This window comes from Streptomyces sp. NPDC023157, from assembly GCF_055560575.1.
This window is the reverse complement of record NZ_JBVHIL010000010.1, coordinates 418,218-442,523: the sequence shown is the minus strand read 5'-3', so window position 1 is coordinate 442,523 and position 24,306 is coordinate 418,218. Positions and strand designations below refer to the sequence as shown.

Genomic DNA, 24,306 nt, shown 5'->3' with positions numbered 1-24,306 from the left:
TCGACGATGAAGGTCGGCATCCCCCGCGAGGTCAAGAACAACGAGTTCCGCGTGGCCATCACCCCCGCCGGTGTCCACGAGCTCGTCCGCAACGGCCACCAGGTCTTCGTCGAGCAGAACGCCGGTGTCGGCTCCTCGATCACGGACGAGGAGTACGTCGGCGCCGGCGCCGAGATCCTCGCCACCGCCGACGAGGTCTGGGCCACCGCCGACCTGCTGCTCAAGGTCAAGGAGCCCATCGCGGAGGAGTACCACCGCCTCCGCAAGGACCAGACCCTCTTCACGTACCTGCACCTCGCCGCCTCCCGCGAGTGCACGGACGCGCTGATCGCGTCCGGCACCACCGCCATCGCCTACGAGACGGTCGAGACCGCCAACCGCGCGCTCCCGCTGCTCGCCCCGATGTCCGAGGTCGCGGGCCGCCTGGCCCCGCAGGTCGGCGCGTACCACCTGATGCGTTCCGTCGGCGGCCGCGGTGTCCTCCCCGGCGGCGTCCCCGGCACCCACGCCGGCGAGTGCGTCGTCATCGGCGGCGGCGTCTCCGGCTGGAACGCCACCCAGATCGCCGTCGGCATGGGCTTCCACGTGACCCTGCTCGACCGCGACATCAACAAGCTCCGCGAGGCCGACAAGATCTTCGGCACCAAGGTGAAGACGATCGTCTCCAACGCCTACGAGCTGGAGAAGGCCGTCGTCGAGGCCGACCTCGTCATCGGCGCCGTCCTCATCCCGGGTGCCAAGGCCCCGAAGCTGGTCACCAACGAGCTCGTCGCCAAGATGAAGCCCGGAAGTGTCCTTGTCGACATCGCCATCGACCAGGGCGGCTGCTTCGAGGACTCCCACGCGACCACCCACGCCGAGCCGACCTTCCAGGTCCACAACTCGGTCTTCTACTGCGTCGCGAACATGCCGGGCGCCGTCCCGAACACCTCCACCTACGCCCTCACCAACGCCACGCTGCCCTACATCGTGTCGCTGGCGAACAACGGCTGGGTCGAGGCGCTGCGCCGCGACGCCGCGCTCGCCAAGGGTCTCAACACCCACGACGGCAAGGTGGTCTACAAGGAGGTCGCCGAGGCGCACGGCCTCGAGCACCTTGAGCTGAACACCCTCCTGGGCTGACCCTCAGCTCGCTCCAGACAAGAGGAGAAACGGTCGGTCAACGCCTTCCGTCAACCTCACGCATCGGGCCGGACCTTGTCGAGCAAGGTCCGGCCCGATGTGTGTCCGGCCACGTTCCGATGCCTGGTCAACTCGCCTCGAACGTAACTCTTTAACCGTTTCGCGCACCCCTGAAACGTGCGGTTCCGTGCCTGCGCACCCTTGACAGAGGGGTGTTCGGTTGCCGACACATCGGGCCGGGTCCGGCGGATTGTGTTGCTGCGGACCGGTGACACGCCATAGAGTCGCCAACCGTCGGCATGGTGCCACGCTGACCTATCGATAAATGTTCCTGGTCACATCCAAGGAGGTAAGACGACTTGTGAATGAGTCGACATTTACTCCCGGGGGTGCGGAGCCAGGAGCCCCGATCGGCTCCGTCGCGGTGCGGACCTTCGCGACGCACCAGACCATGACGCCAGCCCATACGATGAAGATGACGGACGGCCTACACGTGAACGCCACGGCCGGCAACGAGATGGGCCGAGAGTCCACCCACTTCGCCGCCTTTGACGAGGTGCCCGAGGGGCACTTCTACGACCCCGACGCCGAGTACGAGCCCGACCCGGAGTACGCGGCCACCCTCGCACCCGACGCTGCCCGCCAGCGCCGCGAGCGGATCGGCCCCACCGGACGGCCCCTGCCGTACTTCCCGATCCCGGGCCCGCTGACCGACCACGGTCCCGCGAAGATCATCGCGATGTGCAACCAGAAGGGCGGCGTCGGCAAGACCACGTCGACCATCAACCTGGGCGCCGCGCTCGCGGAGTACGGACGACGGGTGCTGCTCGTCGACTTCGACCCGCAGGGAGCCCTGTCGGTCGGCCTCGGCGTGAACCCGATGGAGCTCGACCTCACCGTCTACAACCTGCTCATGGAGCGGGGCATGTCGGCGGACGAGGTGCTGCTCAAGACCGCGGTCCCCAACATGGACCTGCTCCCGAGCAACATCGACCTCTCCGCCGCCGAGGTGCAGCTGGTCTCCGAGGTCGCGCGCGAGTCCACGCTGCAGCGTGCGCTCAAGCCGCTGATGAACGACTACGACTACATCGTGATCGACTGTCAGCCCTCGCTCGGCCTGCTGACCGTGAACGCGCTGACGGCCGCTCACAAGGTCATCGTGCCGCTGGAATGCGAGTTCTTCGCGCTGCGCGGTGTGGCCCTGCTGACCGAGACGATCGAGAAGGTCCAGGAGCGGCTCAACCCCGACCTGGAGCTCGACGGCATCCTCGCCACGATGTACGACTCGCGGACGGTGCACTCGCGCGAGGTGCTCGCGCGCGTCGTCGAGGCCTTCGACGATCACGTGTACCACACGGTGATCGGCCGTACCGTGCGCTTCCCGGAGACCACCGTCGCCGGAGAGCCCATCACCACGTACGCCTCGAACTCCGTGGGCGCCGCCGCCTACCGTCAGCTCGCCAGGGAGGTGCTCGCCCGGTGTCACGCCGAGTGAGTCTGCCCGGCGCCGACGAACTGTTCCGTACGACCGGAGGGATGGCGCTGCAGGCGTCCTCGCCGCGCCGCGCCGTCCCGGCACCGGCGGGCGAGAGCGACACGGCGGCCTCAGAGGGCGGGGCGGGCGGGGCGGAGCACGCCTCCGCCGGCTCCGAGCCCGCCGAGCCGCGCGCCCGCGCGACCGAGGCGGAGGCCCAGGCCCCCGTGCCGCCGAAGGGCTCGGCCTCCTCCCAGGCCGCCCGGCGGCGCAGCCGCGCCGCCAACCGGCGCCCCAGTGGGCGTGAGCGCCACGACGAGAAGATCACGGTCTACGTCTCCGCCGAGGAGCTGATGGACCTGGAGCACGCGCGCCTGGTGCTGCGCGGCGAGCACGGCCTGGCCGTCGACCGCGGGCGGATCGTCCGCGAGGCGGTCGCCGTGGTCCTGGCGGACCTGGAGTCCCGCGGCGACGCGAGCATCCTCGTCCGCCGCCTGCGCGGCCGCTGACGGTACCCTGCGGGCTCCCGCCCCCCCGCTCCACCAGGACCCCGATGCCCCACCCCCCAGACGAAACGTCCCGCCCGCCCCACCGCCGCCTCCTGGGCCGCGGCCCGGGGTCGGCCGCACCGCGGCCCTCGGGGGCGGACGAGGAGCCGTACGGCTCCGAGGAGGCGCCGGCGGGGCCGGGGAGGCCGCCCGGCGGCCCGGAGGCGGCATACGACGCCGAGGGGGCGCACGGGGAGCCCTACGGCGCCCGGGCGGCGCTCACGGGGCCCTGGGGCGAGGGAGGGGCGCTCGTGGGGCGTGAGGGCGCCGAGACGGCGCCCGTCGAGCCTTCCCGCGCCGAAGACGCGCCTCCGGTGCCCACCGGAGCCCCGGCCGGCGCAGCCGCGCCCTCGGGCGCCCCCGCCGCCGCTGCCGCGCCTCCCGCCGACCCCACCCCCGTCCCCACCGACGGCCGTTTCACCGTGCGGCTCGCGAACTTCGAGGGGCCGTTCGATCTGCTGTTGCAGCTGATCGCCAAGCACCGGCTCGACGTGACCGAGGTCGCGCTCTCCAAGGTGACCGACGAGTTCATGGCGCACATCCGCGCCATGGGGTCCGACTGGGACCTCGACCAGACCACCGAGTTCCTGGTCGTCGCCGCCACGCTGCTCGACCTCAAGGCCGCCCGGCTGCTGCCCGTCGCCGAGGTGGAGGACGAGGCCGATCTGGCGCTCCTGGAGGCGCGGGACCTGCTGTTCGCGCGGCTGCTGCAGTACCGCGCGTACAAGCGGATCGCCGAGATCTTCGCGGACCGCTGGGAGAGCGAGGGGCGCCGGTACCCCCGCACGGTCGGTCTGGAGCCGCACCACGCGGAGCTGCTGCCCGAGGTCGTCATCTCCATCGGCGCCGAGGGCTTCGCCGCCCTCGCGGTCAAGGCCATGCAGCCGAAGGCGAAGCCGCAGGTGTACGTGGACCACATCCACGCGCCCCTGGTCAGCGTCCGCGAGCAGGCGGGGATCGTCGTGGCCCTGCTGCGCGAGCGGGGGGTGCTGAACTTCCGGGAGCTCGTCGAGGGCGCCGGCGACACCCTGACCGTCGTCGCGCGTTTCCTCGCGCTCCTGGAGCTGTACCGGGAGAAGGCCGTCGCCCTCGACCAGGAGACCGCCCTCGGGGACCTCACCGTCTCCTGGACGGGTGGGGAGGCGGACGCCTCGGGGGCGGTCACCGACGAATTCGATCAGGAAGACCGGGAAGACCGGGAAATCCGGGAAGACCAGGAGGCCGTCTCGTGAGTGAGCCCGCGCTCAAGCCCGCGCTCGAAGCCGTCCTCATGGTCGTCGACGAGCCCGCCACCGAGGCGCACCTCGCCAAGGTGCTCGACCGCACCCCCCGCGAGGTCGCCGACGCCCTGCGCGAGCTCGCGGACGAGTACACGGTCCAGGGCCGCGGCTTCGAGCTGCGGCTGGTCGCCGGGGGCTGGCGTTTCTACACCCGCGCCGCGTACGCCCCGGCGGTCGAGGCCTTCGTCCTGGACGGGCAGCAGGCCCGGCTCACCCAGGCCGCCCTGGAGACCCTGGCGGTCGTCGCGTACCGCCAGCCGGTCAGCCGCTCGCGGGTCTCCGCGGTCCGCGGGGTGAACTGCGACGGCGTCATGCGCACCCTGCTCCAGCGCGGTCTGGTGGAGGAGGCGGGCGCGGAACCCGAAACAGGTGCGATCCTGTACAGGACGACGAACTACTTCCTGGAGCGGATGGGCCTGCGCGGCCTGGACGAGCTTCCGGAACTCGCGCCCTTCCTGCCCGAGGCGGAAGCGGTGGAGCCGGACTCCCTGGAAGGTGTGCCTTCGTTCGATCCGGATGAAGACAGAGACTGACGAGACTACGGAAGATTGATGCGAAGCAGCAGCGGCAGGAACAGCAGCGGAAACAACGGCGGGAGCCGTGGTGGCAACAGCGGCGGCCGCGGCGGCAGCAGCGGTGGCGGCCGTGGTGGCAGCGGCGGCGGTGGCGGCTACCGAGGAGGTGGCGGCGGCTCCCGTGGCGGTAGCGGTGGCGGCAGCGGCTCCGGCGGTGGCTACCGGGGCGGCAGCGGCTCCGGCGGCGGCTACCAGGGTGGCGGCGGCGGCCGTGACGACCAGAAGCGCGGGAGCAGCCCGCGTCGGCCCCGTCCCGAGGACCGGAGCTACGACGTGGACGGCCTCGCCGGCCGTCCCTCCGACGCCCCGAGGCGCGGTCGCGGCGACGCGGCCCGCGGCGGTGCGAAGGGCGGTCCCAAGCAGTCCCCGATCCGGGGCGGCGGCCGTACGGCCCCGTCGCGCTCGCGCGAGTTCGACGTCCGGGCCGAGGAGCGCAACCGGGAGCGGTACGCCAACAAGCCCGAGATCAAGACGCCCAAGACCTTCCCGGGCGCCGAGCAGGAGGGCGAGCGGCTGCAGAAGGTGCTGGCCCGCGCCGGTTACGGTTCGCGCCGTGCCTGCGAGGAGCTGATCGAGCAGGCCCGCGTCGAGGTCAACGGCGAGATCGTGCTGGAGCAGGGTCTGCGCGTGGCGGACAAGGACGAGATCAGGGTCGACGGCCTGACGGTCGCCACCCAGTCGTACCAGTTCTTCGCGCTGAACAAGCCGGCCGGTGTCGTCTCCACCATGGAGGACCCCGACGGGCGCCAGTGCCTCGGTGACTACGTCACCAACCGCGAGACGCGGCTCTTCCACGTCGGCCGGCTCGACACCGAGACCGAGGGCATCATCCTGCTCACCAACCACGGCGAGCTGGCCCACCGTCTCACCCACCCCAAGTACGGCGTGAAGAAGACGTACCTGGCCGCCATCACCGGCCCGCTGCCCCGCGAGGTCGGCAAGCGGCTGAAGGACGGCATCCAGCTGGAGGACGGCTACGCGCGCGCCGACCACTTCCGGGTCGTCGAGCAGACCGGCAAGAACTACCTGGTCGAGGTCGTGCTCCACGAGGGCCGCAAGCACATCGTGCGCCGGATGCTCGCCGAGGCCGGTTTCCCGGTCGAGAAGCTGGTCCGCACCGCCTTCGGCCCGATCACCCTGGGCGACCAGAAGTCGGGCTGGCTGCGCCGCATGAGCAACACCGAGGTCGGCATGCTGATGAAGGAAGTCGGTCTCTAGGACCCGCTGCCCCCAGCCACGAGAGGCCCGTGACCGCCCGGCGGTCACGGGCCTCCGTGCGTTTTCGTCCTTGTGTGCGAACAGTCCCCCGCTTTATAGTCAGAGTGACTTTTAAACGGTACGGGGCGGGGAGGCGACCGCATGAAGCGTTACGGGCACGGCCTGGTCCTCGGCGCGTTCTGTCCGCCGTACGCCGCCCACCACCGGCTCGTCCGCACCGCCCACGCGCGCTGCGAGCGGCTCACCGTCCTCGTCCGCGGCTGCCCCGACGACCCGCTGCCGCTCGCCGAGCGGGTCGCCTGGATGCGCGAGATCCACCCCGAGGCCCTTGTCACGGGCACCACCGGCGACAACCCCCTCGGCACCCTCCGTGAACCCGTGGACGCCGTCTTCACCCCCGGACCGGCGGCCGAGGACGTCCTCGCCGACCCCGCAGCCCACTGGCACCTCCTCGAAGCCCCCGTACAGGCCGCCCTCACCCGGCGCGTCGTCGTCCTCGGCGCCGGCCACACCGGCACCACCACCCTGGCCCGTGCCCTCGCCGCCCACTACCGAGGCCGCGGCGGCGTCTGGGCGCGCACCCGGTACGTCCCCGAGTACGCGCCCGAATACCGCGCCGCCCGCGACGGCGCGCCGCTGCGCTCCGGGGACTTCCCGCTCATCGCCCTGGGGCAGGCCGAGCGCGAGGAGGAGCGCGCGCGGGACGGCTCGCCGGTCCTGGTCTGCGACACCGACGCCTTCACCGTCACCATCCGCCACGAGCGGTACGTGGGCACCCGCAGCACCGACACCGGCGAGATCGCCGCCCGCGCCCGCCACCACCTGTGGCTGCTCACCGACCACCGCGGGATAGCGGACCCCGGCCGCCCCGAAGGACCCGAACGCCCCGGCGACCCCGAGGACGCCGCCCGGCTGCGGCCCTGGGCCACCGCCCGGCTGCTCACCCAGCTCACCCGCACCGGGCGCCGCACCGCCGTCCTCACCGGACCGCACGAGGAACGGCTCGCCGCGGCCGTGGCCGCCGTGGACGCCCTGCTCGCCACGCCCCTGGAGCGCCGATGACCACCACCCACCCGGCCCCGGCGGGCTACGACCCGCGTGCCTTCGAGCCCTTCGCCGTCACCGCCGATCTCGCCGTCCTCACCGTCCGCGAGGGCCGGCTGCACGCCCTGCTCGTCGAACGCGGCCAGGAGCCCTACGCCGGCAGCTGGGCCCTGCCCGGCGGCTTCGTGCTGCCCCACGAGTCCGCCGAGCGGGCCGCCCGCCGCGAACTCGCCGAGGAGACCGGCCTGTCCGGCGCCACCACCGCCCGGCTCCACCTGGAACAGCTGCGCACCTACAGCGACCCGGACCGCGACCCCCGGATGCGGGTGGTCTCCGTCGCGTTCGCCGCGCTCGTGCCCGACCCGCCCGAGCCGCGCGGGGGCGGGGACGCGGCCCAGGCCCGCTGGCTTCCGTACGAGACGGCCCGCGGGCTCGCCTTCGACCACGACCGCATCCTCGCCGACGCCCGCGAACGCGTCGGCGCCAAGCTGGAGTACACCTGCCTCGCCACCGCCTTCTGCCCGCCCGAGTTCACCCTCGGCGAGCTGCGGCAGGTGTACGAGACGGTCTGGGGCGTCCCGCTCGACCGCCCCAACTTCCGGCGCAAGGTCCTCGCCACCCCCGGCTTCGTCCGGCCCGTCGAGGCACCACCGCGCCGCACCGGCGGACGGGGGAAACCGGCCGCTCTCTACCGGGCGGGCGAGGCCACCGCGCTGCACCCGCCGCTGCTGCGACCGGAAGGACGAACGGAATGACCAACGGAGCGACGGCCGGCCCCGTCAAGCGGGCCGCGACCGGGGCGCTGCTCGGCCTGGCGCTCGGCGACGCGCTGGGCTTCCCGACCGAGTTCAACGACGTGCCCGCGATCCTGGCGAAGACCGGGCCGTGGCGCACGATGGAGCAGCCCGTGCGCGGCGGGCTCTCGTACATCACCGACGACACCCAGATGACCCTGGCGCTCGCACGCGGCGTGCGCACCGCCCTCGGCCGGGGCGCCCTCACCCCGCTCCGGCTCGCCCGGCCGGTCCGCGACGAGTTCGTCGACTGGTACCACTCGCCCGAGAACAACCGGGCCCCCGGCAACACCTGCCTGAAGGCGTGCCGGCTGCTCGGCTCCGACCGCCTCTGGCAGGACGCCAGCCAGATCCACTCCAAGGGCTGCGGCGCCAACATGCGGGTCGCCCCGATCGGACTCGTGCCCGGCCTCGACGACGCGCAGCGCGCGGGCGCCGCCCAGCTCCAGTCCGCCCTCACCCACGGACACCCCACCGCCCTCGCCGCCTCCGACCTCACCGCCCGGGCCGTGCACCTCCTCGCCCAGGGCGTCGACCCGGCGGGACTCGTCGGCCGACTGCGCTCGTACGCGTACGAGAAGCGCGGCCACTACGACGAGCGCTGGCTCGGCGACCTGTGGACCCGCTCGCAGGACCCCTCGCCCCGCCACTTCGCCGAACGCGGCTGGGACGAGTGCCTGGCCGTCCTCGAACGGCTCGACGCCGTGCAGCGCACCGCCGACCCGGAGCTCGACCCCTGCACGTACACCGGCGACGGCTGGATCGCCGAGGAGGCCCTCGCCACCGGACTGCTCTGCTTCCTGCTCTTCCCCGAGGAGCCGCTCACTGCCCTGCGCCGCGCCGCCTGCACCCGCGGCGACTCCGACTCGATCGCCTGCCTCACCGGCGCCTTCGCGGGCGCCCACCTCGGCGCGGACGCCTGGCCCGCGGAGTGGGTGGCGCGGATCGAGCACCGGGACGAGCTGCTGGCCTTCGGGGCGGCCTGGGACGCCGTCCAGATCGCCCCCGGCCTCGCGGACGGCGTGGACGCCGTCCAGAGCGCCCCGGCCTTGCGGACGGGTCTGGACGCCGTCTAGAGCGCCGCCTTCCGGGCCCTGACCAGGAAGTCCTCGACGCGCGCCCGGTCCGGGGCGGCGGGCAGCGGGCTCGTGTCGCGGGCCCGGTCGGCCTCGTCCTGGAGCCGGGTCATCCAGTGCTCGACCTCCTGCCAGGACACCTCGCCGCGCTTCACCGCCAGCAGGCGCTCGCGCTCCTCGCCCACGTCGACGCGGAGCTCGCCGCTGCGCAGCAGGTCGCGGCAGCTGGTCAGCAGGCGCAGCAGATGCATGGCGTGCTTCCAGCGCGGGGCCCCGTACTGCCGGACGTCCGCGTCCAGCTTGCGGCGCTGGCCCTCCGCGTAGCGGACGAAGGTGGTGTGCGCCTGGCGGGACAGGAACGCCCCGCGCAGCGCGAGCAGTTCGCGGCCGATGGCGTCGGCGTGCTCGACGACGGGGGAGTGCAGGCACTCCAGGATGTTCGGGTTGTTGCGCAGCGCCAGCTCGCAGAAACGCTCCAGCTCCCAGCTGAACTGCTCCTCCGCCGGGCCGTCCACATGGGCCGGCGGCTTGTCGAAGCGCCAGAACAGCGGGGTCGGGGCCAGATAGACGCCCCGGCGGTCGGTGTCGCTGCCCTCGGTCGCCAGACCGAACGCGCGCGACCCCATGACGCAGGAGTAGATCGTGTGGTCGCGCACCAGCTCTTCGGGAGTCATGCGCGCCAGGCTAGGCGAGGGTGATGTTCCCGGCCGACACATTAATCCGCTCCTCCGGGAGCCGGCGGGGCGCCGGTCCCGCCGCCACCGTGCCGTCGGCGACGCGGTACTTCGAGCCGTGGCAGGGACAGTCGATCGTGCCGTCCGCGACCTTGGCCACCGTGCAGCCCTGGTGCGTGCAGATCGCCGAGAAGGCCTTGAACTCGCCCGCCACGGGCTGGGTGACCACGACCTTCTCGTCCTTGAAGACCGTGCCGCCGCCGACCGGGATGTCGGCGGTCCGGGCGAGCACCGTGGGCGAGGGCGTGCCGGCCGTGCCGCCGGTGCCGTCGGTGGCGCCCGACCCCCCTCCGCAGCCGGAGACCAGGGCGGCGCCACCGGCGAGGAGTGCCGTACGGCGGGGGAGGGCGTCAGCAGTCATGCCGCCCAGCTTGGCCCCGGGCCCGGCACCGGCTCCGCGACACGCCTACGCCCAGGGCGTCAGCTCCCTCGCACGGCCGTCCTCGTCCCGCCGCACCTCCAGCAGACCCGTCACCGCCGCGCGCTCGATCGGCCCGTACACGTGCGGGAAGAGCAGGTCCTCCGAACCCTCCCAGCGGACCTCGCCGGAGAGCAGGGACTCGTCGATCACCAGGACCAGGAGCGGTCCCGCCGCGGTCCGGTAGTGGGCGTCGGCGATGGCCAGGGCGGCGGTCTCGTCCGGGGAGCAGTGGACGAAGCCCTCGGCGGCCAGGGAGGGCGGGGCGTAGGGGAGAGCGGGATCGGCGGACCATTCGTCCAGCGGTACGACGTGCAGCAGCATGCCGACAGTTGTACCTCGTCGGCCCGCTACCCCGGGTGGCGGAACGCACCGGTCCGGGCGAGATCGTGCCGGCGACCAGGCCCGGTCCTGGGTCGGCGGCTGCGGGAACCAGCCCGTCAGCAGAGCCTCCGACCTGCCGCTCTCCCGCGCCCGCCGCTCCGCCGTCTCGGAGGGCGGGCGCCCCGACGGCGCGTCCGGACGGCTGACTAGGCTGGGCCGGAGCACTGACGCGCGGAAGGAGCACGAGGTGGCGGTACGAGCGGTCCGAGGCGCCGTCCAGCTGGAGCGGGACGAGGCCGGACACATGCGCGAGCAGGTCGAGGAGCTCCTCACCGCCGTGCTCGAACGCAACGGGCTGACCGCCGACGACCTCATCAGCATCTGGTTCACGGCCACGCCCGACCTGCACAGCGACTTCCCCGCCGCCGCGGCCCGCCGCATCGGCATCGTGGACGTCCCCCTGATCTGCGCCCAGGAACTCGACATCGAGGGTGCCATGCCGAGGGTCGTACGCCTCCTCGCGCACATCGAGTCGGATCTGCCCAAGTCCCGGATCGCGCACGTCTACCTCGGTGCCGCGGCCGCCCTGCGCAAGGACATCGCCCAGTGAGAACCGCGCTCGTCATCGGAACCGGCCTGATCGGCACCTCGGCGGCGCTCGCCCTCGCCGCGCGCGGCATCGGCGTCCATCTGCGCGACCACGACCCCGCCCGCGCCCGCACCGCCGCCGCGCTCGGCGCGGGCACGGAGGAGACGCCCGAGGGCCCCGTGGACCTCGTCGTCGTCGCCGTACCGCCCGCCCACGTCGCCGGTACCCTCGCCGAAGCCATGCGGGCCGGGCTCGGACGCGGCTACATCGACGTGGCCAGCGTCAAGGGCGGCCCCAAGCGCGAGCTGCAGGAACTGGGCCTCGACCTCACCACGTACATCGGCACCCACCCGATGTCCGGCAAGGAACGCTCCGGCCCGCTCGCCGCCACCGCCGACCTCTTCGAGGGCCGCCCCTGGGTCCTGACCCCCGGCCGCGACACCGACACCGAGGTCCTCAACCTCGCCCTCGAACTCGTCGCGCTCTGCCGGGCCGTCCCCGTCGTCATGGACGCCGACGCCCACGACCGCGCGGTCGCCCTCGTCTCGCACACCCCGCAGCTCGTGTCGTCCATGGTCGCGGCCCGCCTGGAACAGGCCGACGAGACCGCGGTGCGCCTCTGCGGCCAGGGCATCCGCGACGTCACCCGGATCGCCGCCTCCGACCCGCGCATGTGGGTCGAGATCCTTTCCGCCAACCCGGGACCCGTCGCCGACGTCCTCGCGGGCGTGGCCGCCGACCTCGACGAGACGGTCCGGGCGCTGCGCTCCCTGGAGTCCGGCGACGACGCCGAGCGCCGCGCCGGCGCCTCCGGCGTCGAGGACGTCCTGCGCCGCGGCAACGCCGGCCGCGCCCGCGTCCCCGGCAAGCACGGCGCCGCCCCCACCACGTACGAGACGGTCGTCGTCCTCATCAGCGACCAGCCCGGCGAGCTGGCCCGCATCTTCGCCGACGCCGGCCGCGCGGGCGTCAACGTCGAGGACGTCCGCATCGAGCACGCGACCGGCCAGCAGGCCGGCCTGGTCCAGCTGATGGTCGAGCCCTCGACGGCCCCCGCCCTGGCCGAGGCCCTGCGGGAGCGGGGCTGGTCGCTGCGCACCGGCTGAGCCGGGGTCCCCGGGCCCCCGGCGCCGGGTCCGGGGCCCACTGGGCCGAACGAGTGCGGGGGACTCGGTAACCTTGTGGGGGTCCCCGCATGTCCGCCGGGGGCTCCCGCTCACCCAGGAAGGCGTTCCCCACCGTGGAAACCGTGATCGTCGCCATCGACGGCCCCTCCGGCACGGGCAAGTCGAGCACCTCGAAGGCGGTGGCCGCCAAGCTGGGGCTGAGCTACCTCGACACCGGCGCCCAGTACCGGGCCATCACCTGGTGGATGATCAGCAACGGCGTCGACGTCCAGGACGCCGAGGCCGTCGCCAACGCCGCCGCCAAGCCCGTCATCGTCTCCGGCACCGACCCGGCCAGGCCCACCATCACCGTCGACGGCGTCGACGCGGCCGGGCCCATCCGTACCGAGGAGGTCACCTCCAAGGTCAGCGCCGTCAGCGCCGTCCCCGAGGTGCGCGCCCTGATCACGGAGCTCCAGCGGTCCATCGCCAAGGGCGCCGAGCACGGCATCGTCGTCGAGGGCCGGGACATCGGCACCACGGTCCTGCCCGACGCCGACCTCAAGATCTTCCTCACCGCCTCCCCCGAGGCCCGCGCCGCCCGCCGCTCCGGCGAGGTCAAGGGCGCCGACGTGCACGCCACCAAGGAAGCCCTGATCAAGCGGGACGCGGCCGACTCCAGCCGCAAGACCTCCCCGCTCGCCAAGGCCGGCGACGCCGTCGAGGTCGACACCACCGAGCTCACCCTCGACCAGGTCATCGAGTGTGTCGTCACCCTGGTGGACGAGAAGAGGACGGCCGCCACGTGACCCAGCCCTCCGGCAAGGGCGCCGCCGTCGGCCGGGGCATCGGCATCGGGCTGATGTACGGCTTCTGGAGACCGCGCGTCCTCGGCGCCTGGCGGGTACCGGCCTCCGGCCCCGTCATCCTCGCCGTCAACCACGCGCACAACCTCGACGGCCCCATGCTCATGGGCACCGCCCCGCGGCCCGTGCACTTCCTCATCAAGAAGGAAGCGTTCGTCGGACCGCTGGGCAGCTTCCTCGAAGGCATCGGCCAGCTGAAGGTCGACCGGGACAGCACCGACCGCGCCGCCATCGGCAACGCGCTCGCCGTCCTGGAGCAGGGCGGCGTCCTCGGGATCTTCCCCGAGGGCACCCGCGGCGAGGGCGACTTCGCGTCGCTGCGCTCCGGGCTCGCCTACTTCGCCGTCCGCAGCGGCGCCCCGATCGTCCCGGTCGCCGTCCTCGGCAGCACCGACAGGCCCGGACGGCTGGTCAAGGCGCTGCCCCGGCTCCGCAGCCGGGTGGACGTCGTCTTCGGCGACGCCTTCGACGCGGGCGACGGCAGCGGCCGGCGCACCCGCAAGGCACTCGACGAGGCCACCTTCCGCATCCAGGAACGCCTCACCGACCACCTGAAAAACGCCAGGCGCCTCACCGGGCGCTGAGCGACACTCCCAGTAGTGGGCCCCGCGGCCCGGGGACCCACCGACCACGAATGATCAAGGAACGGACTTCATGAACGACCAGCACGACCACGGGGCACTTGGCGACGCCGAGTACGCGGAGTTCATGGAGCTCGCCGCGGAAGAGGGCTTCGACATCGAGGACGTCGAGGGCGCGATCGAGGAGGCCGGGCACGGCCCGCTCCCCGTCCTAGCCGTCGTCGGTCGTCCCAATGTCGGCAAGTCGACCCTGGTGAACCGGATCATCGGCCGTCGCGAGGCCGTCGTCGAGGACAAGCCGGGCGTCACCCGCGACCGCGTCACCTACGAGGCCGAGTGGGCCGGCCGCCGCTTCAAGGTCGTCGACACCGGCGGCTGGGAGCAGGACGTCCTCGGCATCGACGCCTCCGTCGCCGCCCAGGCCGAGTACGCCATCGAGGCCTCCGACGCCTGCCTCTTCGTCGTCGACGCCACCGTCGGCGCCACCGACACCGACGAGGCCGTCGTCAAGCTCCTGCGCCGTGCCGGGAAGCCGGTCGTCCTCGCCGCCAACAAGGTCGACGGCCAGTCCGGCGAGGCCGACGCCACCGCCCTGTGGTCGCTCGGCCTCGGCGAGCCGTACCCGGTCTCCTCGCTGCACGGCCGCGGCACCGGCGACCTCCTCGACGCCGTCCTGGAGGCCCTGCCCGAGGCGCCCGAGCAGCGCTTCGGCACCGCCCTCGGCGGCCCGCGCCGCATCGCCCTGATCGGGCGGCCCAACGTCGGCAAGTCCTCCCTGCTCAACAAGGTCGCCGGCGAGGACCGCGTCGTCGTCAACGAGCTCGCGGGCACCACCCGCGACCCGGTCGACGAGCTGATCGTGCTCGGCGGCAAGACCTGGAAGTTCGTCGACACGGCCGGCATCCGCAAGAAGGTGCACCTCCAGGAGGGCGCGGACTACTACGCCTCCCTGCGCACGGCCGCCGCCGTCGAGAAGGCCGAGGTGGCCGTCATCCTCATCGACACCACCGACAACATCTCCGTCCAGGACCAGCGCATCATCACGATGGCGGTCGAGTCGGGCCGCGCCGTCGTCATCGCCTACAACAAGTGGGACGAGCTCGACGAGGAGCGCCGCTACTACCTCGAGCGCGAGATCGAGACCGAGATGCAGCAGGTCGCCTGGGCGCCCCGGGTCAACGTCTCCGCCAAGACCGGCCGCCACATGGACAAGCTGGTCCCGGCCATCGAGACCGCCATCGCCGGCTGGGAGACCCGCGTCCCCACCGGCCGGCTGAACGCGTTCCTGGGCGAGATCGTCGCCGCCCACCCGCACCCCATCCGCGGCGGCAAGCAGCCCCGCATCCTCTTCGGCACGCAGGCCGGCACCAAGCCGCCGCGCTTCGTGCTCTTCGCCTCCGGCTTCCTGGAGCACGGCTACCGCCGCTTCGTCGAGCGCCGCCTGCGCGAGGAGTTCGGCTTCGAGGGCACCCCGATCCACATCTCGGTGCGGGTGCGCGAGAAGCGCGGCAAGAAGAAGTAGGCCGCGTCACGCGCTGACGGACGCGTACGGGTGCGTACAGGCACGTGTGCGTGTACCGACGCGTACGGCAGGCATACGGCGGAGGGCCGGGGCGGTGTGATCGCCCCGGCCCTCCGCCGTGTCCCCGCCGTCCGTACGGCGTGCCTACGTCCTCACGGGCTCGGCCGCGGCCCCGGCGGCAGCGCGTACGCCGACCAGCCCGCCCGCCGCCGCCCGGGGTCCTGCCCGTGCGCCGCCTGCCGGTACGTCCCCGCCCCGAAGGACCGGAAGCCCAGCTCCTCCTCGCCGCTGCGATCGCCCGGCAGCGTGCGGAACGACCGGCGGTACTCGGAGTACAGGGCGTCGTAGATCGGCGTCGCCGAAGGACCCGCCGACACGTCCTGCGCCGGGCGCATGGACGGGATCGGACTCGGATGCTGCTGACGGAATGGGTCGTATGGGTGCACGTAGGTGCCAACGACCCCGCCGTCCGCGAGATGCGGGCGGCTCTCGGAAAGAGGACCCCCGGGGCGCGGCACCGTCGGAACACCCGGGACCCGCGCCGGCCCTATGCCGGGCCCGTCCGCCCTCACGTACCGGCCAGCGGCATCGCGGCGGCGACCAGGCGCCCGTTGGCCGCGGCCTTCTCCAGGGCGTCGCGGAGCAGGTCCTCGCGCGGCTGCTGGCCGATGGAGCCCACCGGCGCGGCGAACACCAGCACCGTGTGCGACTTGTTCGCCGCGGCCCGCCAGCCCTCGGTGACCTGGAGCGGCTGGTGCGCCTGCCACCACGCGGCCTGGCCCGCGCCGCCCGGGCCCGGCTGGAGCACCGAGTGCAGCTGCCCCATGGCGACCAGGACCGACCAGCCCGGCAGCGGGGCCGGCTTCCGGTTCATGTCCGTCACCTGCTGGAAGCCCTGCTCCGCGAGGAGCGGCAGGAACTCGTCCACCAGCCCCTCCGAGCCCGGCCGGGCGACCGGGGCGGTCGGCTCCACCACGAGCGCCGGGTGCAGCTCGCCGTCGATCAGCACCAGACCGCTGGTCACGCCGAGCACCGCCTGCTCCGGGTGGGACACCGCCAGGGAGTCGGCCGCGTCCGCCGCCGCGATGGAGGCCACGGCACCCTGGAGCTGCGCCTCCTCGACCCGGACGACCTGGGACGGGATGCAGCTGGCGTGGGCGAAGGCGAGGACGGCGGTCTCGTCGCCGACGAACAGCACCGTGCTGGTCCGCTCGTGCTCGGAATCGCCCGGCGTCCGGCAGGAGGTGCAGTCGTAGCTGCCCGGGGCGTTGTCGCCGGCGAGCAGCCGGTCGGCTTCTTCGTCGCCGATCTCGGCGCGTACGTCCTCGCTGACGTCGAGCATGCGCGGCACGGGGGGCTCCCTGGACTCGGTGCGTGCGACGGCCGGGCGGTTCCCGGGCATCTCATGCCGACTTCAACGGGCAAGGCTCGGCCGGGGTCACGCGTGCGCGCCCGACAACTTGTGTGACGCCGACCGGGTGGCATGTGAACGGTGTTCCGCGCGGCACGGGCGGGGCGCCCGCGGAGGCTGCCTAGCCTGCGCCGATGTCGAAGATCCGATATGCGACGGCCGGTGCCGTCCTCATCGCCGCGCTCCTCGCCCCCGGAGCGGTCGCCGACGCCGTCGCGGCTCCCTCGCCCGTCGAGGCCTGCGTGAAGGACCAGTGGCCGTGGGGGTGCGTCGCCGACTGCGAGAGCGGTGGGCGGTGGGCGGCGGACACCGGCAACGGCTTCTACGGCGGACTCCAGTTCTGGCCGCCGACCTGGAGCGAGTTCGGCGGCCTGAAGTACGCCCGGCGCGCCGACCTCGCCACCCGGGCCCAGCAGATCGCCGTCGCCGAGGACGTCCTGCGCGTCCAGGGCTGGGGCGCCTGGCCGGTCTGCTCCAAGCGGTACGGGCTGAGCGGCCGCGCCCACGCCGTCCAGGCCGGCGACACCCTCAGCTCGGTCGCCCGCCGCTTCTCCGTACGGGGCGGCTGGGAGGCGCTGTACGCGGCGAACCGCGCGGCGATCGGGCCGGACCCGAACCGGCTCATGGTGGGGACGCTGCTGCGGCTCCCTTAGCCCGTGCCCGGCGGCAGGATCTCGCCGCCGGACGCGAGCGAGCCGCGGCGCAGCTCGTACGCCACCGAGCCCGGCGGCAGGCCGGGCGGCACCCGCTGCTCGGCCAGGACGACGGCCGCGCCGCCGGTGCGCGCGAGTCCCGCGAGCAGCCCGTACGTGCGGGCCGCCACCTCCTTCGACAGGCCGAGCGACGGCTCGTCGACCAGCACCACCCGCGCGTCCGACAGCACGGCGCGGGTGAGCGCGAGCATCCGGCGCTCGCCGCCGGACAGCGTTCCGGCGCGGTGCGCGAGCAGCGGCGCCAGTTCCGGGTACGCGGTGAGAGCGGCGTCCTGGCGGCCGGGTGCCGCGAGGTCCAGGTTCTCGGCGACGGTGAGGGTCGCGTACACGGCCCGCAGGTCCGGGACGAAGCACAGGCCACGGCGGGCCCGCTCATGGGCGGGCAGCCGGGTGACGTCGGCGCCTCGCCACTCCACCCGCCCCGCCGCGAGCGGCACCGTCCCGGCGAGGGCGCGCAGCGCGGAGCTGCGGCCGGCGCCGTTGCGGCCCAGCAGCACCGTGACCGTGGCGGCCGGCAACGGCAGGTCGAGGCCGTGCAGGGCCTCCAGGGGGCCGTAGCGGACCCGGGCCGCGCGCAGGGCGATCTCGACGCTCATGACACGATCCGGCCGCCTTCCATGGTGTGGACGGTACGGGCGAGGCCGGCGACGAGGTCCGGATCGTGCTCGACGACCAGCACGGTCAGGCCGTCGGCGGCCAGGGCGGCGAGGATCTTGGCGAGTTCCGCGGCCTCGTCCGTGTCCAGGCCGGCGGCCGGCTCGTCGAGCAGCAGCGTGTGCGGTCCTGCCGCCAGCGCCCGGGCCAGCTCGACCCGGCGCAGCGTCCCGGTCGGCAGCCCGGCCGCCGCCCGGTGCCGCACGGGCCCCGCGAGCCCCACCAGCCGCAGCGCCTGCTCCACGGCCGCCGGGGAGGCCGGCCGGCCCTGCTCGGCGCCGACGCGGACGTTCTCCTCGACGGTGAGCGACGGGAACACGGCGAGCTGCTGGAACGTCCGGCCGATCCCCATCCGCGCGCGAGCGTGCGCGGAGCGCCCGGTGATGTCGGTCCGCCCGAGGACGACCCGCCCCGCGGTGGGCCGCAGGGTCCCCGCGAGACAGTCGAACAAGGTGCTCTTGCCGGCGCCGTTGGGGCCGACGAGGGCGGTGATCTGGGCGGGGCGGAGGGTGAGGGTGACGGTGCGGAGGGCGGTGAGGCCGCCGGGGTAGGTGAGGGTGAGGCGGTCGGCGTGGAGGGCGGGGCGCTCGGTGGGAGCGGCGGGGATGGTCTCGCCGGCCGCTGCGGGCCGGTGGGGCTGCGCCCGACCTCCGGCCGGGCTGGGGTTCCCACCCGCACCACCCGTTCTGCGGGGGGACAGAGGTGCGGGTCTTCCCGTGGGGGGTGACGCGCCGTCGGCGGCCGCGGGGCGGTGGGGGGTGGTGGACGGCATGCCACCCGCCCTGATCGGCGCCCCGTCCTCCCTCCCCGCCCCCCTCCCCGCCCCCCTCCCCACCCCCCGCCCCAGCCTCCCCAGCAGTGGTGGCAATCGTCCTACCAGCGTCGCCAGGATGCCGATCGTCGCTGCTGCCGCGCCCGCGTGGGTGCTGGTGTCGAGGGTGGTGAGGAGGGCGGCGGCTACCAGGGGGGTGAGGAGGGTGTCGGGGCCGAGGATCAGGATGGTGGCGAACCAGAGGAGGCCCTGGATCGGGTCGTACGTGTCGGGGTCGAAGGCGCGTTGGCCCATGGTCAGGAGGCCGCCGCCCAGGGCCGCCAGGGCCGCGCCCAGGACGAACGCGAGCAGTTTGAGGCCGGCCACGCGGACGCCCGCCGCCTCCGCGCCGGGCTCGTGGTCGCGCAGGGCGGCCAGCGCGCGGCCCGTGCGGCCCCGGCGCAGGGCCGCCACCAGGAGGAGGCAGGCGGCCAGAAGGAGGAGCTCCAGGGCGTAGTAGGCGCGGTCGTCCGCGAAGGCGGCCGGGCGGGAGACCGTCAGGCCCGCCGTGGCGTACGGCTGGGTGAGGACGAAGCGGCTGACCGCCACGCCGACCGCGAGGGTGGCCAGGGCCAGCGCCAGGCCGTGGCGGCGGATCGCGGGCCAGCCGGTCAGCAGCCCCAGCGGGGCCACGCACAGCACCGCCGCCCCCAGCGCCACCAGTTCCGGCAGCCCGGCCGCCGCCAGCAGGGCCGCGAAGAGGGCGCCCAGGCCCGCGTACGCCGTCTGCCCCAGCGCGATCTGGCCCGCCCGGCCCGAGACGACCACCAGCGACAGCAGGATCACCGCGAGGGCCGGGACCTGGACGGCGGTCGTGAGGTCGGTGCCGCCGAAGGCAAGGGGCAGGAGCAGCAGGACGCCCGCCGCCGACCACAGGCCCGGCGGGGTGCGGCCCCCGGCGGGCGTGGGCGGCAGCGTGTCCCCGCCGCCCACCCCCGGCAGCACCAGCGCCGCCACCAGGAGCGCCACCACGAAGAGGTTCGCCCCGACCGCCTGGACCAGCGGCCCCGCCCAGCCCTCCGGGTGCAGCCGGGTGAGCTGGGCCTGGGCCACGCCCAGCGCGAGTCCGGTCAGCACCGCCACCGGCAGGCTCCGCATCCGCGCCACCACCGCGACCGCGATCACCTCGACGACCAGCAGCGGCATCCCGTACGGGTCGAGCCGCACGTACGGCGCGAGGAGCACCCCGGTGAGGCCCGCCGTGAACGAGCCGAAGGCCCAGCCCGCCGCCGACACCCGGTCCGCGGCGATCCCGGAGAGCGTCGCGAGCGGCCGGTTGTCCACGACCGCCCGCAGCTCCCGGCCGAACCGGGTCCACCGCGTCACCGCCCCGACCAGGCAGGCCAGCGCCACCACCACCGCCAGTTGCACCCACGGGTCGTCGCCCAGCAGGACCGGCGCGTCCGCGCGGGCGCCCGTGCCCCAGATCAGCGCCGCCACCCCGACGAGCAGGACGAACACGCCGATCGAGGCCACCAGCGTCTGCGCCGGGTTCGAACCGCTCAGCGCGAGTGGGCGGAACACCGCCCGGTCGAGGAGGAGCCCGAGGGCGGGGGCGAAGAGGAGGAGGGTGACGAGAGCCGCCGGCGCGAGCGGCCAGGACCACTCCACCACCAGCTGGCGCAGCACGTACGCGCAGATCATCGCGATCGCGCCGTGCGCCAGGTTCAGTACGCCGGTCGCCCGGTAGGTGACGATCAGACCGATGCCGGTGAGCGCCGCCGCGCTGCCGACCGCCATTCCGGCCAGCGTCAGCTCGTACGTCAGCGAGGCCACGGTTCACACACCGGGCAGGGTTCCAGCTCCGCGTCCCCCACCGGCACCGCCTCCGGCCGCGCCGCCACCAGCGGGCAGTCCGGCCGATGGGCGAGCGTCCCGCCGGGGACACGGAGCGGGGGGCCGGGAGAGGAGGGTGGGGGAGGAAGGGGAGGGGGCTGGGAGTTCGGAGCGGGCTCCGGGGTGGGCCGGCTTTCCGGGGCCTGCCGGGTGTCCGCCGTCAGCAGGACCGCACCGGCCACGATCAGCGCCGCTCCCGGCACCGTGCACGACGCCAGGTACGGCAGCTGTCGTTCCGCGAAGCGTTCGCCCGAGATCCCGTACCAGCCGAGTACGCACAGGACCGCGCCCCCGGCGGCCGCCGCGAGCCCGCCCCACCGCAGGATCCGGGGTGTCGACGACGGCACGGGAACCTCCCTCGCCTCCGTGAAGGGTGTTTTTCTTGCGCTATGTCCGGGTCCGGCACACCCTGGAATCATCAGGCCGTCCGGCCTGGACGGACATCCGGTGGTGAGCCAGATGGTTCTCGGACGACGCGCCGCCCCCCTCGCGGCCGCCGCGGTGCTGCTGCTGGCCCCCGCCCTCGCGGGCTGTTCGGACGGCGGCGGCTCCGGGTCGGGGCAGAGCGGTACGACCGCCCCCGCCTCCGTGGCCGGTCCCGCCGACCCGGTCGCCGCCAAGGCGCAGATCGCCAGGAACTGGACGGCCTTCTTCGACCCGAAGACCCCCACGAACGAGAGGATCAAGCTTCTGGAGAACGGCGAGAAGATGGCGCCCGTGCTCGGGGCGTTCGCCGCGGACAAGACCGCGGGCACGGCCTCGGCCCGGGTCAAGGCGATCACGTTCACCTCGCCCTCCGGCGCCGACGTCACCTACGACCTGCTCGTCGGCGGCAACCCCGCCCTGCCCGGCGCCAAGGGCACCTCCGTCCTGCAGAACGACACCTGGAAGGTCTCCGTGAAGACCCTCTGCGGCCTGGTCCAGCTCAGCGGTGCGCAGGTATCCGGCTGCTGAGGCGGTACCGGCGCTGCGCGCTGCCGTGGCGGCCCTGCTCGCCGTGCTCGCGCTTCTGCTCGCGGGCTGCGGCAGCCGGCTCCCGGAGCGCGCCTTCGAGACGCGGCCCACCGCCAACCCCTCCGGCGGTGAGCCGCTCCGCGTCGGCATCATCACCAGCGCCACCAGCCCGGTCGGCGGCGACGCGTTCACCGGCCCGCGGGACGGTGCCCGCGCCTATTTCGACGCCCTCAACGCGCGCGGCGGCGTCGACGGCCGCAAGGTCGAGGTCGTCACCTGCGACGACGGCGGCAGCGGCGTCGGCAACAACGCGTGCGTGCACGAGCTGATCGACGAGCGGAAGGTCTTCGCCCTGGTCGCCACGACCGCCCTGGACTACGCGGGCGCCCCGCTGGTCTCCCGGGCCGGCGTCCCCGACATCGGCGGCCAGCCGCTGACCCCCGCCTACGACACCTATCCGCACCTGTACGGGATCTACGGCAGCTCCGCCCCGCGCACCGGCCGGGCGCCCGGCTGGAACGGCACGCTGTACGGCGGCACCGAGGTCTACCGCTGGTTCCGGCAGCACCTGGGCGCCCGTACCGCCGCCGTCGTCTCCTACAACCAGGCCGCCTCCGCCTCGTACGCCCGGCTGGTCTCCGCGGGGCTGCGCGCCGAGGGTTACCGGGTCGTCGACGAGCAGGTCGACTTCGTGCTGCCCGACTTCCGCGCGGTCGCCGCCGATCTGCGGGCGCAGCGCGCGGACCTCGTCCTCGACGCCCTGGACACGCACGGCAACGTCCGGCTGTGCGAGGCGATGGAGCAGCTCGGCGTCCACGTCAGGGCCAAGGTCACCAACGTGCAGAACTGGACCTCCGCCGTGCCCCGCGACTACGCGGCCGCGCCCGGCTGCCGTGCCGCGCTCTACGTGACCGGCGCCAGCCGCAACTTCGAGGACGCCGGGCAGCCCGCGGTACGGGAGTTCCGGGCGGCGATGGGGAACCGGCCGCTCTCCCAGTGGCAGGTGGAGGGCTGGGCGGCGGCCATGTGGTTCACGGACGCGGTGCGGTCCTGCGGGGCGCGCCCGACCCGGGCGTGCGTCGAGGGGTTCGTCGGCCGGCCGGAGCCGTACACCGCGCGCGGTCTGCTGCTGCCCGTACGGTTCGAGCGTCTCGCGCGGCCACCGGAGACCCGGTACACCTGTCTGTCGGTGGCCCGTTGGCAGGACGGGCCCGGCTGGGTGTCGCAGGGGGACATGGACACCGACTGCGCCACCGTGCCCCAACTGCCCTACCGGCCGTGAACGGCGACTTCGCCGGGCGCAGTACAGTCGCCCCGACCAGGCACCTGACCGGGGGGAACCGGTAAGCGTCATGCGCATCTCTTTCCTGCTCCACAACGGCTACCACATCGGCGGCACGATCCGGACGACCTTCACCCTCGCCGCCGAGCTGGCGGAACGTCACGAGGTCGAGATCGTCTCGGTGTTCCGGCACCGCGACGAGCCGATCCTCGGCGTCCCCGCCGGAGTGACCCTGCGCCACCTCGTCGACCTGCGGAAGAACAGCCCGGGTTACGACGGCGGAAACCCCGACTTCGGACGCCCGGCCCGGGTCTTCCCGCGTGGCGACGGGCGCTGGAAGCAGTACAGCGCGCTCACCGACGCCCGGATCGGCGCCCATCTCGCCTCGGTCGAGGCGGACGTGGTGGTCGCCACCCGCCCCGGCCTCAACGTGCAGCTGGCCCGGCAGGCCCCGCGCGGACCGGTCCTGGTCGGCCAGGAGCACCTGATCCTCGACGGGCACAGCTACCGGCTGCGCCGCGACATCGCCCACGAGTACGCGCTCCTGGACGCCGTCACCACCGTCACCGAGGCCGACGCCCGCGCCTACCGGGCGCTCGCCCTGCCCGGCGTCCGCGTCGACGCCGTGCCCAACAGCGTGCCCGCGCCGGGCGTGCCGCCGGCCGACCCGGCCGCGAAGGTCGTCGTCGCGGCCGGCCGGCTCACCCCGGTCAAGCGGTACGACCTGCTGATCGACGCCTTCGCCGACGTGGCCGCGGCCCGCCCCGACTGGAAGCTGCGCATCTACGGCACCGGCGACGCCTCCGACAACCTGAGGAAGACGCTGGCCCGGCAGATCGAGCGCCGCTCCCTCGGCGAGCACGTCTTCCTCATGGGCACCGCGCACCCGATGGAGCCCGAGTGGGCCAAGGGCTCGCTCGCCGCCGTCACCTCGCGGCGCGAGTCCTTCGGCATGACCATCGTCGAGGCGATGCGCTGCGGCCTCCCGGTGGTCTCCACCGACTGCCCTTACGGGCCCGGCGAGATCATCGAGGACGGCGTCGACGGGCGGCTGGTCCCGGTCGACGACACCGCGGCGGTCAGCGCGGCCCTGCTCGCCCTCATCAACGACGACGAGGGCCGGGCCCGGGCGGCGAAGGCGGCGCTCGCCGCCTCCGAACGCTTCGACCCGGTCCCGATCGCCGCCCGCCACGAGACCATCTGGTCCGAACTCGCCGCCGAGGCCGCCGCCCGCCCCCGTGCCCGGAGCCACGGGCGGGCCCGCGCGTCCGTCCACCGCGCGGTCGGCACGCTCCTCGACGCCGGATACGCGGCGAAGGCGAGGGTCGGAGTCCTGGTCCGCCGCTTCCGCTGACGCCCCGGCCGGCCGGGAGC

The 24,306-nt window shown here is 74.0% G+C and carries 26 protein-coding genes; 18 read left to right on the top strand and 8 right to left on the bottom strand.

The window, feature by feature from the left end:
- The first annotated feature begins 6 nt into the window (after positions 1-6).
- The 9 genes from ald to ACZ3ZE_RS32765 all read left to right on the top strand — a co-directional run bounded on the left by ald (position 7) and on the right by ACZ3ZE_RS32765 (position 9,131).
- Entirely contained in the window at positions 7-1,122 is a 1,116-nt protein-coding gene (gene ald, locus ACZ3ZE_RS32805) for an alanine dehydrogenase (RefSeq protein WP_361170155.1), read from the top strand.
- A gap of 469 nt (positions 1,123-1,591) precedes the next feature.
- On the top strand, positions 1,592-2,617 hold the full coding sequence (locus tag ACZ3ZE_RS32800) for a ParA family protein (protein WP_046909525.1): 1,026 nt from the start codon (positions 1,592-1,594) through the stop codon (positions 2,615-2,617).
- On the top strand, positions 2,614-3,105 hold the full coding sequence (locus ACZ3ZE_RS32795) for a hypothetical protein (RefSeq protein WP_361170269.1): 492 nt from the start codon (positions 2,614-2,616) through the stop codon (positions 3,103-3,105). The genes ACZ3ZE_RS32800 and ACZ3ZE_RS32795 overlap by 4 nt, the downstream gene beginning before the upstream one ends.
- A 44-nt stretch (positions 3,106-3,149) precedes the next feature.
- Complete coding sequence (locus ACZ3ZE_RS32790; RefSeq protein WP_467261680.1) at positions 3,150-4,376, top strand: segregation and condensation protein A; 1,227 nt, start codon at positions 3,150-3,152, stop codon at positions 4,374-4,376.
- Positions 4,373-4,957, top strand: coding sequence for an SMC-Scp complex subunit ScpB (gene scpB / locus ACZ3ZE_RS32785; RefSeq protein WP_361170149.1), 585 nt, complete (start codon positions 4,373-4,375; stop codon positions 4,955-4,957). Before ACZ3ZE_RS32790 ends, scpB begins: the two co-directional genes overlap by 4 nt.
- 18 nt (positions 4,958-4,975) lie before the next feature.
- The gene (locus ACZ3ZE_RS32780; RefSeq protein ID WP_361170146.1) at positions 4,976-6,217 is read left to right on the top strand and encodes a pseudouridine synthase; all 1,242 of its coding nucleotides are present in this window, start codon (positions 4,976-4,978) and stop codon (positions 6,215-6,217) included.
- Between the two features lie 141 nt (positions 6,218-6,358).
- Entirely contained in the window at positions 6,359-7,279 is a 921-nt protein-coding gene (locus tag ACZ3ZE_RS32775; protein ID WP_361623150.1) for an AAA family ATPase, read from the top strand.
- Entirely contained in the window at positions 7,276-8,016 is a 741-nt protein-coding gene (locus tag ACZ3ZE_RS32770; RefSeq protein ID WP_361170141.1) for an NUDIX hydrolase, read from the top strand. Before ACZ3ZE_RS32775 ends, ACZ3ZE_RS32770 begins: the two co-directional genes overlap by 4 nt.
- Entirely contained in the window at positions 8,013-9,131 is a 1,119-nt protein-coding gene (locus ACZ3ZE_RS32765; protein ID WP_467261678.1) for an ADP-ribosylglycohydrolase family protein, read from the top strand. The genes ACZ3ZE_RS32770 and ACZ3ZE_RS32765 overlap by 4 nt, the downstream gene beginning before the upstream one ends.
- Here the strand turns inward: ACZ3ZE_RS32765 and ACZ3ZE_RS32760 are convergent.
- The 3 genes from ACZ3ZE_RS32760 to ACZ3ZE_RS32750 are packed head-to-tail and all read right to left on the bottom strand — an operon-like array spanning position 9,128 to position 10,607.
- Positions 9,128-9,805 carry a nucleotidyltransferase domain-containing protein gene (locus tag ACZ3ZE_RS32760; RefSeq protein ID WP_361623156.1) on the bottom strand — a complete coding sequence of 226 codons (678 nt, stop codon included), beginning with the start codon at positions 9,803-9,805 and terminating at the stop codon, positions 9,128-9,130. The two genes, ACZ3ZE_RS32765 and ACZ3ZE_RS32760, sit on opposite strands and share 4 nt — an antisense overlap.
- Positions 9,806-9,815: 10 nt before the next feature.
- A complete protein-coding gene (locus ACZ3ZE_RS32755; RefSeq protein ID WP_361170132.1) occupies positions 9,816-10,226 on the bottom strand; it encodes a Rieske (2Fe-2S) protein in 411 nt (136 codons plus the stop codon).
- A 45-nt stretch (positions 10,227-10,271) separates the two neighbouring features.
- Complete coding sequence (locus tag ACZ3ZE_RS32750; protein ID WP_361170129.1) at positions 10,272-10,607, bottom strand: DUF952 domain-containing protein; 336 nt, start codon at positions 10,605-10,607, stop codon at positions 10,272-10,274.
- A 247-nt stretch (positions 10,608-10,854) separates the two neighbouring features.
- Between ACZ3ZE_RS32750 and aroH the strand changes: the two genes are divergently transcribed.
- The 5 genes from aroH (at position 10,855) to der (ending at position 15,271) form a co-directional block, all read left to right on the top strand.
- Positions 10,855-11,217 carry a chorismate mutase gene (aroH, locus tag ACZ3ZE_RS32745; RefSeq protein WP_361623159.1) on the top strand — a complete coding sequence of 121 codons (363 nt, stop codon included), beginning with the start codon at positions 10,855-10,857 and terminating at the stop codon, positions 11,215-11,217.
- Positions 11,214-12,302: a prephenate dehydrogenase gene (locus ACZ3ZE_RS32740; RefSeq protein ID WP_361170123.1), complete on the top strand. Its 1,089-nt coding sequence runs from the start codon at positions 11,214-11,216 to the stop codon at positions 12,300-12,302. The genes aroH and ACZ3ZE_RS32740 overlap by 4 nt, the downstream gene beginning before the upstream one ends.
- Before the next feature lie 89 nt (positions 12,303-12,391).
- Positions 12,392-13,111 (top strand): (d)CMP kinase, encoded by a 720-nt coding sequence (gene cmk, locus ACZ3ZE_RS32735; RefSeq protein WP_361170120.1) that lies wholly within the window; start codon positions 12,392-12,394, stop codon positions 13,109-13,111.
- A gap of 53 nt (positions 13,112-13,164) precedes the next feature.
- On the top strand, positions 13,165-13,752 hold the full coding sequence (locus ACZ3ZE_RS32730; protein WP_442305061.1) for a lysophospholipid acyltransferase family protein: 588 nt from the start codon (positions 13,165-13,167) through the stop codon (positions 13,750-13,752).
- Positions 13,753-13,822: 70 nt separating this feature from the next.
- Positions 13,823-15,271 carry a ribosome biogenesis GTPase Der gene (gene der, locus ACZ3ZE_RS32725; RefSeq protein WP_361170114.1) on the top strand — a complete coding sequence of 483 codons (1,449 nt, stop codon included), beginning with the start codon at positions 13,823-13,825 and terminating at the stop codon, positions 15,269-15,271.
- A 152-nt stretch (positions 15,272-15,423) separates the two neighbouring features.
- Here the strand turns inward: der and ACZ3ZE_RS32720 are convergent, their stop codons facing one another.
- Both ACZ3ZE_RS32720 and ACZ3ZE_RS32715 read right to left on the bottom strand, forming a co-directional pair.
- Positions 15,424-15,666, bottom strand: coding sequence for a hypothetical protein (locus ACZ3ZE_RS32720; protein WP_361170111.1), 243 nt, complete (start codon positions 15,664-15,666; stop codon positions 15,424-15,426).
- Positions 15,667-15,839: 173 nt separating this feature from the next.
- Complete coding sequence (locus ACZ3ZE_RS32715) at positions 15,840-16,622, bottom strand: hypothetical protein (RefSeq protein ID WP_361170108.1); 783 nt, start codon at positions 16,620-16,622, stop codon at positions 15,840-15,842.
- Between the two features lie 194 nt (positions 16,623-16,816).
- Between ACZ3ZE_RS32715 and ACZ3ZE_RS32710 the strand changes: the two genes are divergently transcribed.
- On the top strand, positions 16,817-17,335 hold the full coding sequence (locus tag ACZ3ZE_RS32710) for a LysM peptidoglycan-binding domain-containing protein (RefSeq protein ID WP_363292760.1): 519 nt from the start codon (positions 16,817-16,819) through the stop codon (positions 17,333-17,335).
- On the opposite strand, the gene ACZ3ZE_RS32705 is transcribed toward ACZ3ZE_RS32710, so the two are convergent.
- The 3 genes from ACZ3ZE_RS32705 to ACZ3ZE_RS32695 are packed head-to-tail and all read right to left on the bottom strand — an operon-like array spanning position 17,332 to position 21,043.
- A complete protein-coding gene (locus ACZ3ZE_RS32705; protein WP_361170102.1) occupies positions 17,332-17,991 on the bottom strand; it encodes an ATP-binding cassette domain-containing protein in 660 nt (219 codons plus the stop codon). The two genes, ACZ3ZE_RS32710 and ACZ3ZE_RS32705, sit on opposite strands and share 4 nt — an antisense overlap.
- Positions 17,988-20,636 carry an ABC transporter permease subunit gene (locus ACZ3ZE_RS32700; RefSeq protein WP_467261676.1) on the bottom strand — a complete coding sequence of 883 codons (2,649 nt, stop codon included), beginning with the start codon at positions 20,634-20,636 and terminating at the stop codon, positions 17,988-17,990. Before ACZ3ZE_RS32700 ends, ACZ3ZE_RS32705 begins: the two co-directional genes overlap by 4 nt.
- A complete protein-coding gene (locus tag ACZ3ZE_RS32695; RefSeq protein ID WP_361170096.1) occupies positions 20,624-21,043 on the bottom strand; it encodes a hypothetical protein in 420 nt (139 codons plus the stop codon). The genes ACZ3ZE_RS32700 and ACZ3ZE_RS32695 overlap by 13 nt, the downstream gene beginning before the upstream one ends.
- 112 nt (positions 21,044-21,155) lie before the next feature.
- Here ACZ3ZE_RS32695 and ACZ3ZE_RS32690 point away from each other — a divergent pair, with 112 nt between their 5' ends.
- From ACZ3ZE_RS32690 to ACZ3ZE_RS32680, 3 genes are all read left to right on the top strand, one after another.
- On the top strand, positions 21,156-21,650 hold the full coding sequence (locus ACZ3ZE_RS32690; protein WP_361623168.1) for an MTB12 C-terminal domain-containing protein: 495 nt from the start codon (positions 21,156-21,158) through the stop codon (positions 21,648-21,650).
- The gene (locus ACZ3ZE_RS32685) at positions 21,628-22,932 is read left to right on the top strand and encodes an ABC transporter substrate-binding protein (protein WP_361623171.1); all 1,305 of its coding nucleotides are present in this window, start codon (positions 21,628-21,630) and stop codon (positions 22,930-22,932) included. The genes ACZ3ZE_RS32690 and ACZ3ZE_RS32685 overlap by 23 nt, the downstream gene beginning before the upstream one ends.
- Before the next feature lie 70 nt (positions 22,933-23,002).
- Positions 23,003-24,286 carry a glycosyltransferase gene (locus ACZ3ZE_RS32680; protein WP_361623174.1) on the top strand — a complete coding sequence of 428 codons (1,284 nt, stop codon included), beginning with the start codon at positions 23,003-23,005 and terminating at the stop codon, positions 24,284-24,286.
- Positions 24,287-24,306 lie beyond the last annotated feature (20 nt).

Coding starts and splice junctions, on each gene's coding strand:
- ACZ3ZE_RS32705 (WP_361170102.1), bottom strand. CDS start 17,991: ATGAGCGTCGAGATCGCCCTGCGCGCGGCCCGGGTCCGCTACGGCCCC.
- ACZ3ZE_RS32680 (WP_361623174.1), top strand. CDS start 23,003: ATGCGCATCTCTTTCCTGCTCCACAACGGCTACCACATCGGCGGCACG.
- ACZ3ZE_RS32690 (WP_361623168.1), top strand. CDS start 21,156: ATGGTTCTCGGACGACGCGCCGCCCCCCTCGCGGCCGCCGCGGTGCTG.
- ACZ3ZE_RS32755 (WP_361170132.1), bottom strand. CDS start 10,226: ATGACTGCTGACGCCCTCCCCCGCCGTACGGCACTCCTCGCCGGTGGC.
- ACZ3ZE_RS32780 (WP_361170146.1), top strand. CDS start 4,976: ATGCGAAGCAGCAGCGGCAGGAACAGCAGCGGAAACAACGGCGGGAGC.
- ACZ3ZE_RS32720 (WP_361170111.1), bottom strand. CDS start 15,666: ATGCGCCCGGCGCAGGACGTGTCGGCGGGTCCTTCGGCGACGCCGATC.
- ald (WP_361170155.1), top strand. CDS start 7: ATGAAGGTCGGCATCCCCCGCGAGGTCAAGAACAACGAGTTCCGCGTG.
- ACZ3ZE_RS32775 (WP_361623150.1), top strand. CDS start 6,359: ATGAAGCGTTACGGGCACGGCCTGGTCCTCGGCGCGTTCTGTCCGCCG.
- ACZ3ZE_RS32710 (WP_363292760.1), top strand. CDS start 16,817: ATGTCGAAGATCCGATATGCGACGGCCGGTGCCGTCCTCATCGCCGCG.
- ACZ3ZE_RS32765 (WP_467261678.1), top strand. CDS start 8,013: ATGACCAACGGAGCGACGGCCGGCCCCGTCAAGCGGGCCGCGACCGGG.
- ACZ3ZE_RS32800 (WP_046909525.1), top strand. CDS start 1,592: ATGAAGATGACGGACGGCCTACACGTGAACGCCACGGCCGGCAACGAG.
- cmk (WP_361170120.1), top strand. CDS start 12,392: ATGTCCGCCGGGGGCTCCCGCTCACCCAGGAAGGCGTTCCCCACCGTG.
- ACZ3ZE_RS32750 (WP_361170129.1), bottom strand. CDS start 10,607: ATGCTGCTGCACGTCGTACCGCTGGACGAATGGTCCGCCGATCCCGCT.
- der (WP_361170114.1), top strand. CDS start 13,823: ATGAACGACCAGCACGACCACGGGGCACTTGGCGACGCCGAGTACGCG.
- ACZ3ZE_RS32770 (WP_361170141.1), top strand. CDS start 7,276: ATGACCACCACCCACCCGGCCCCGGCGGGCTACGACCCGCGTGCCTTC.
- ACZ3ZE_RS32760 (WP_361623156.1), bottom strand. CDS start 9,805: ATGACTCCCGAAGAGCTGGTGCGCGACCACACGATCTACTCCTGCGTC.
- ACZ3ZE_RS32790 (WP_467261680.1), top strand. CDS start 3,150: ATGCCCCACCCCCCAGACGAAACGTCCCGCCCGCCCCACCGCCGCCTC.
- ACZ3ZE_RS32730 (WP_442305061.1), top strand. CDS start 13,165: ATGTACGGCTTCTGGAGACCGCGCGTCCTCGGCGCCTGGCGGGTACCG.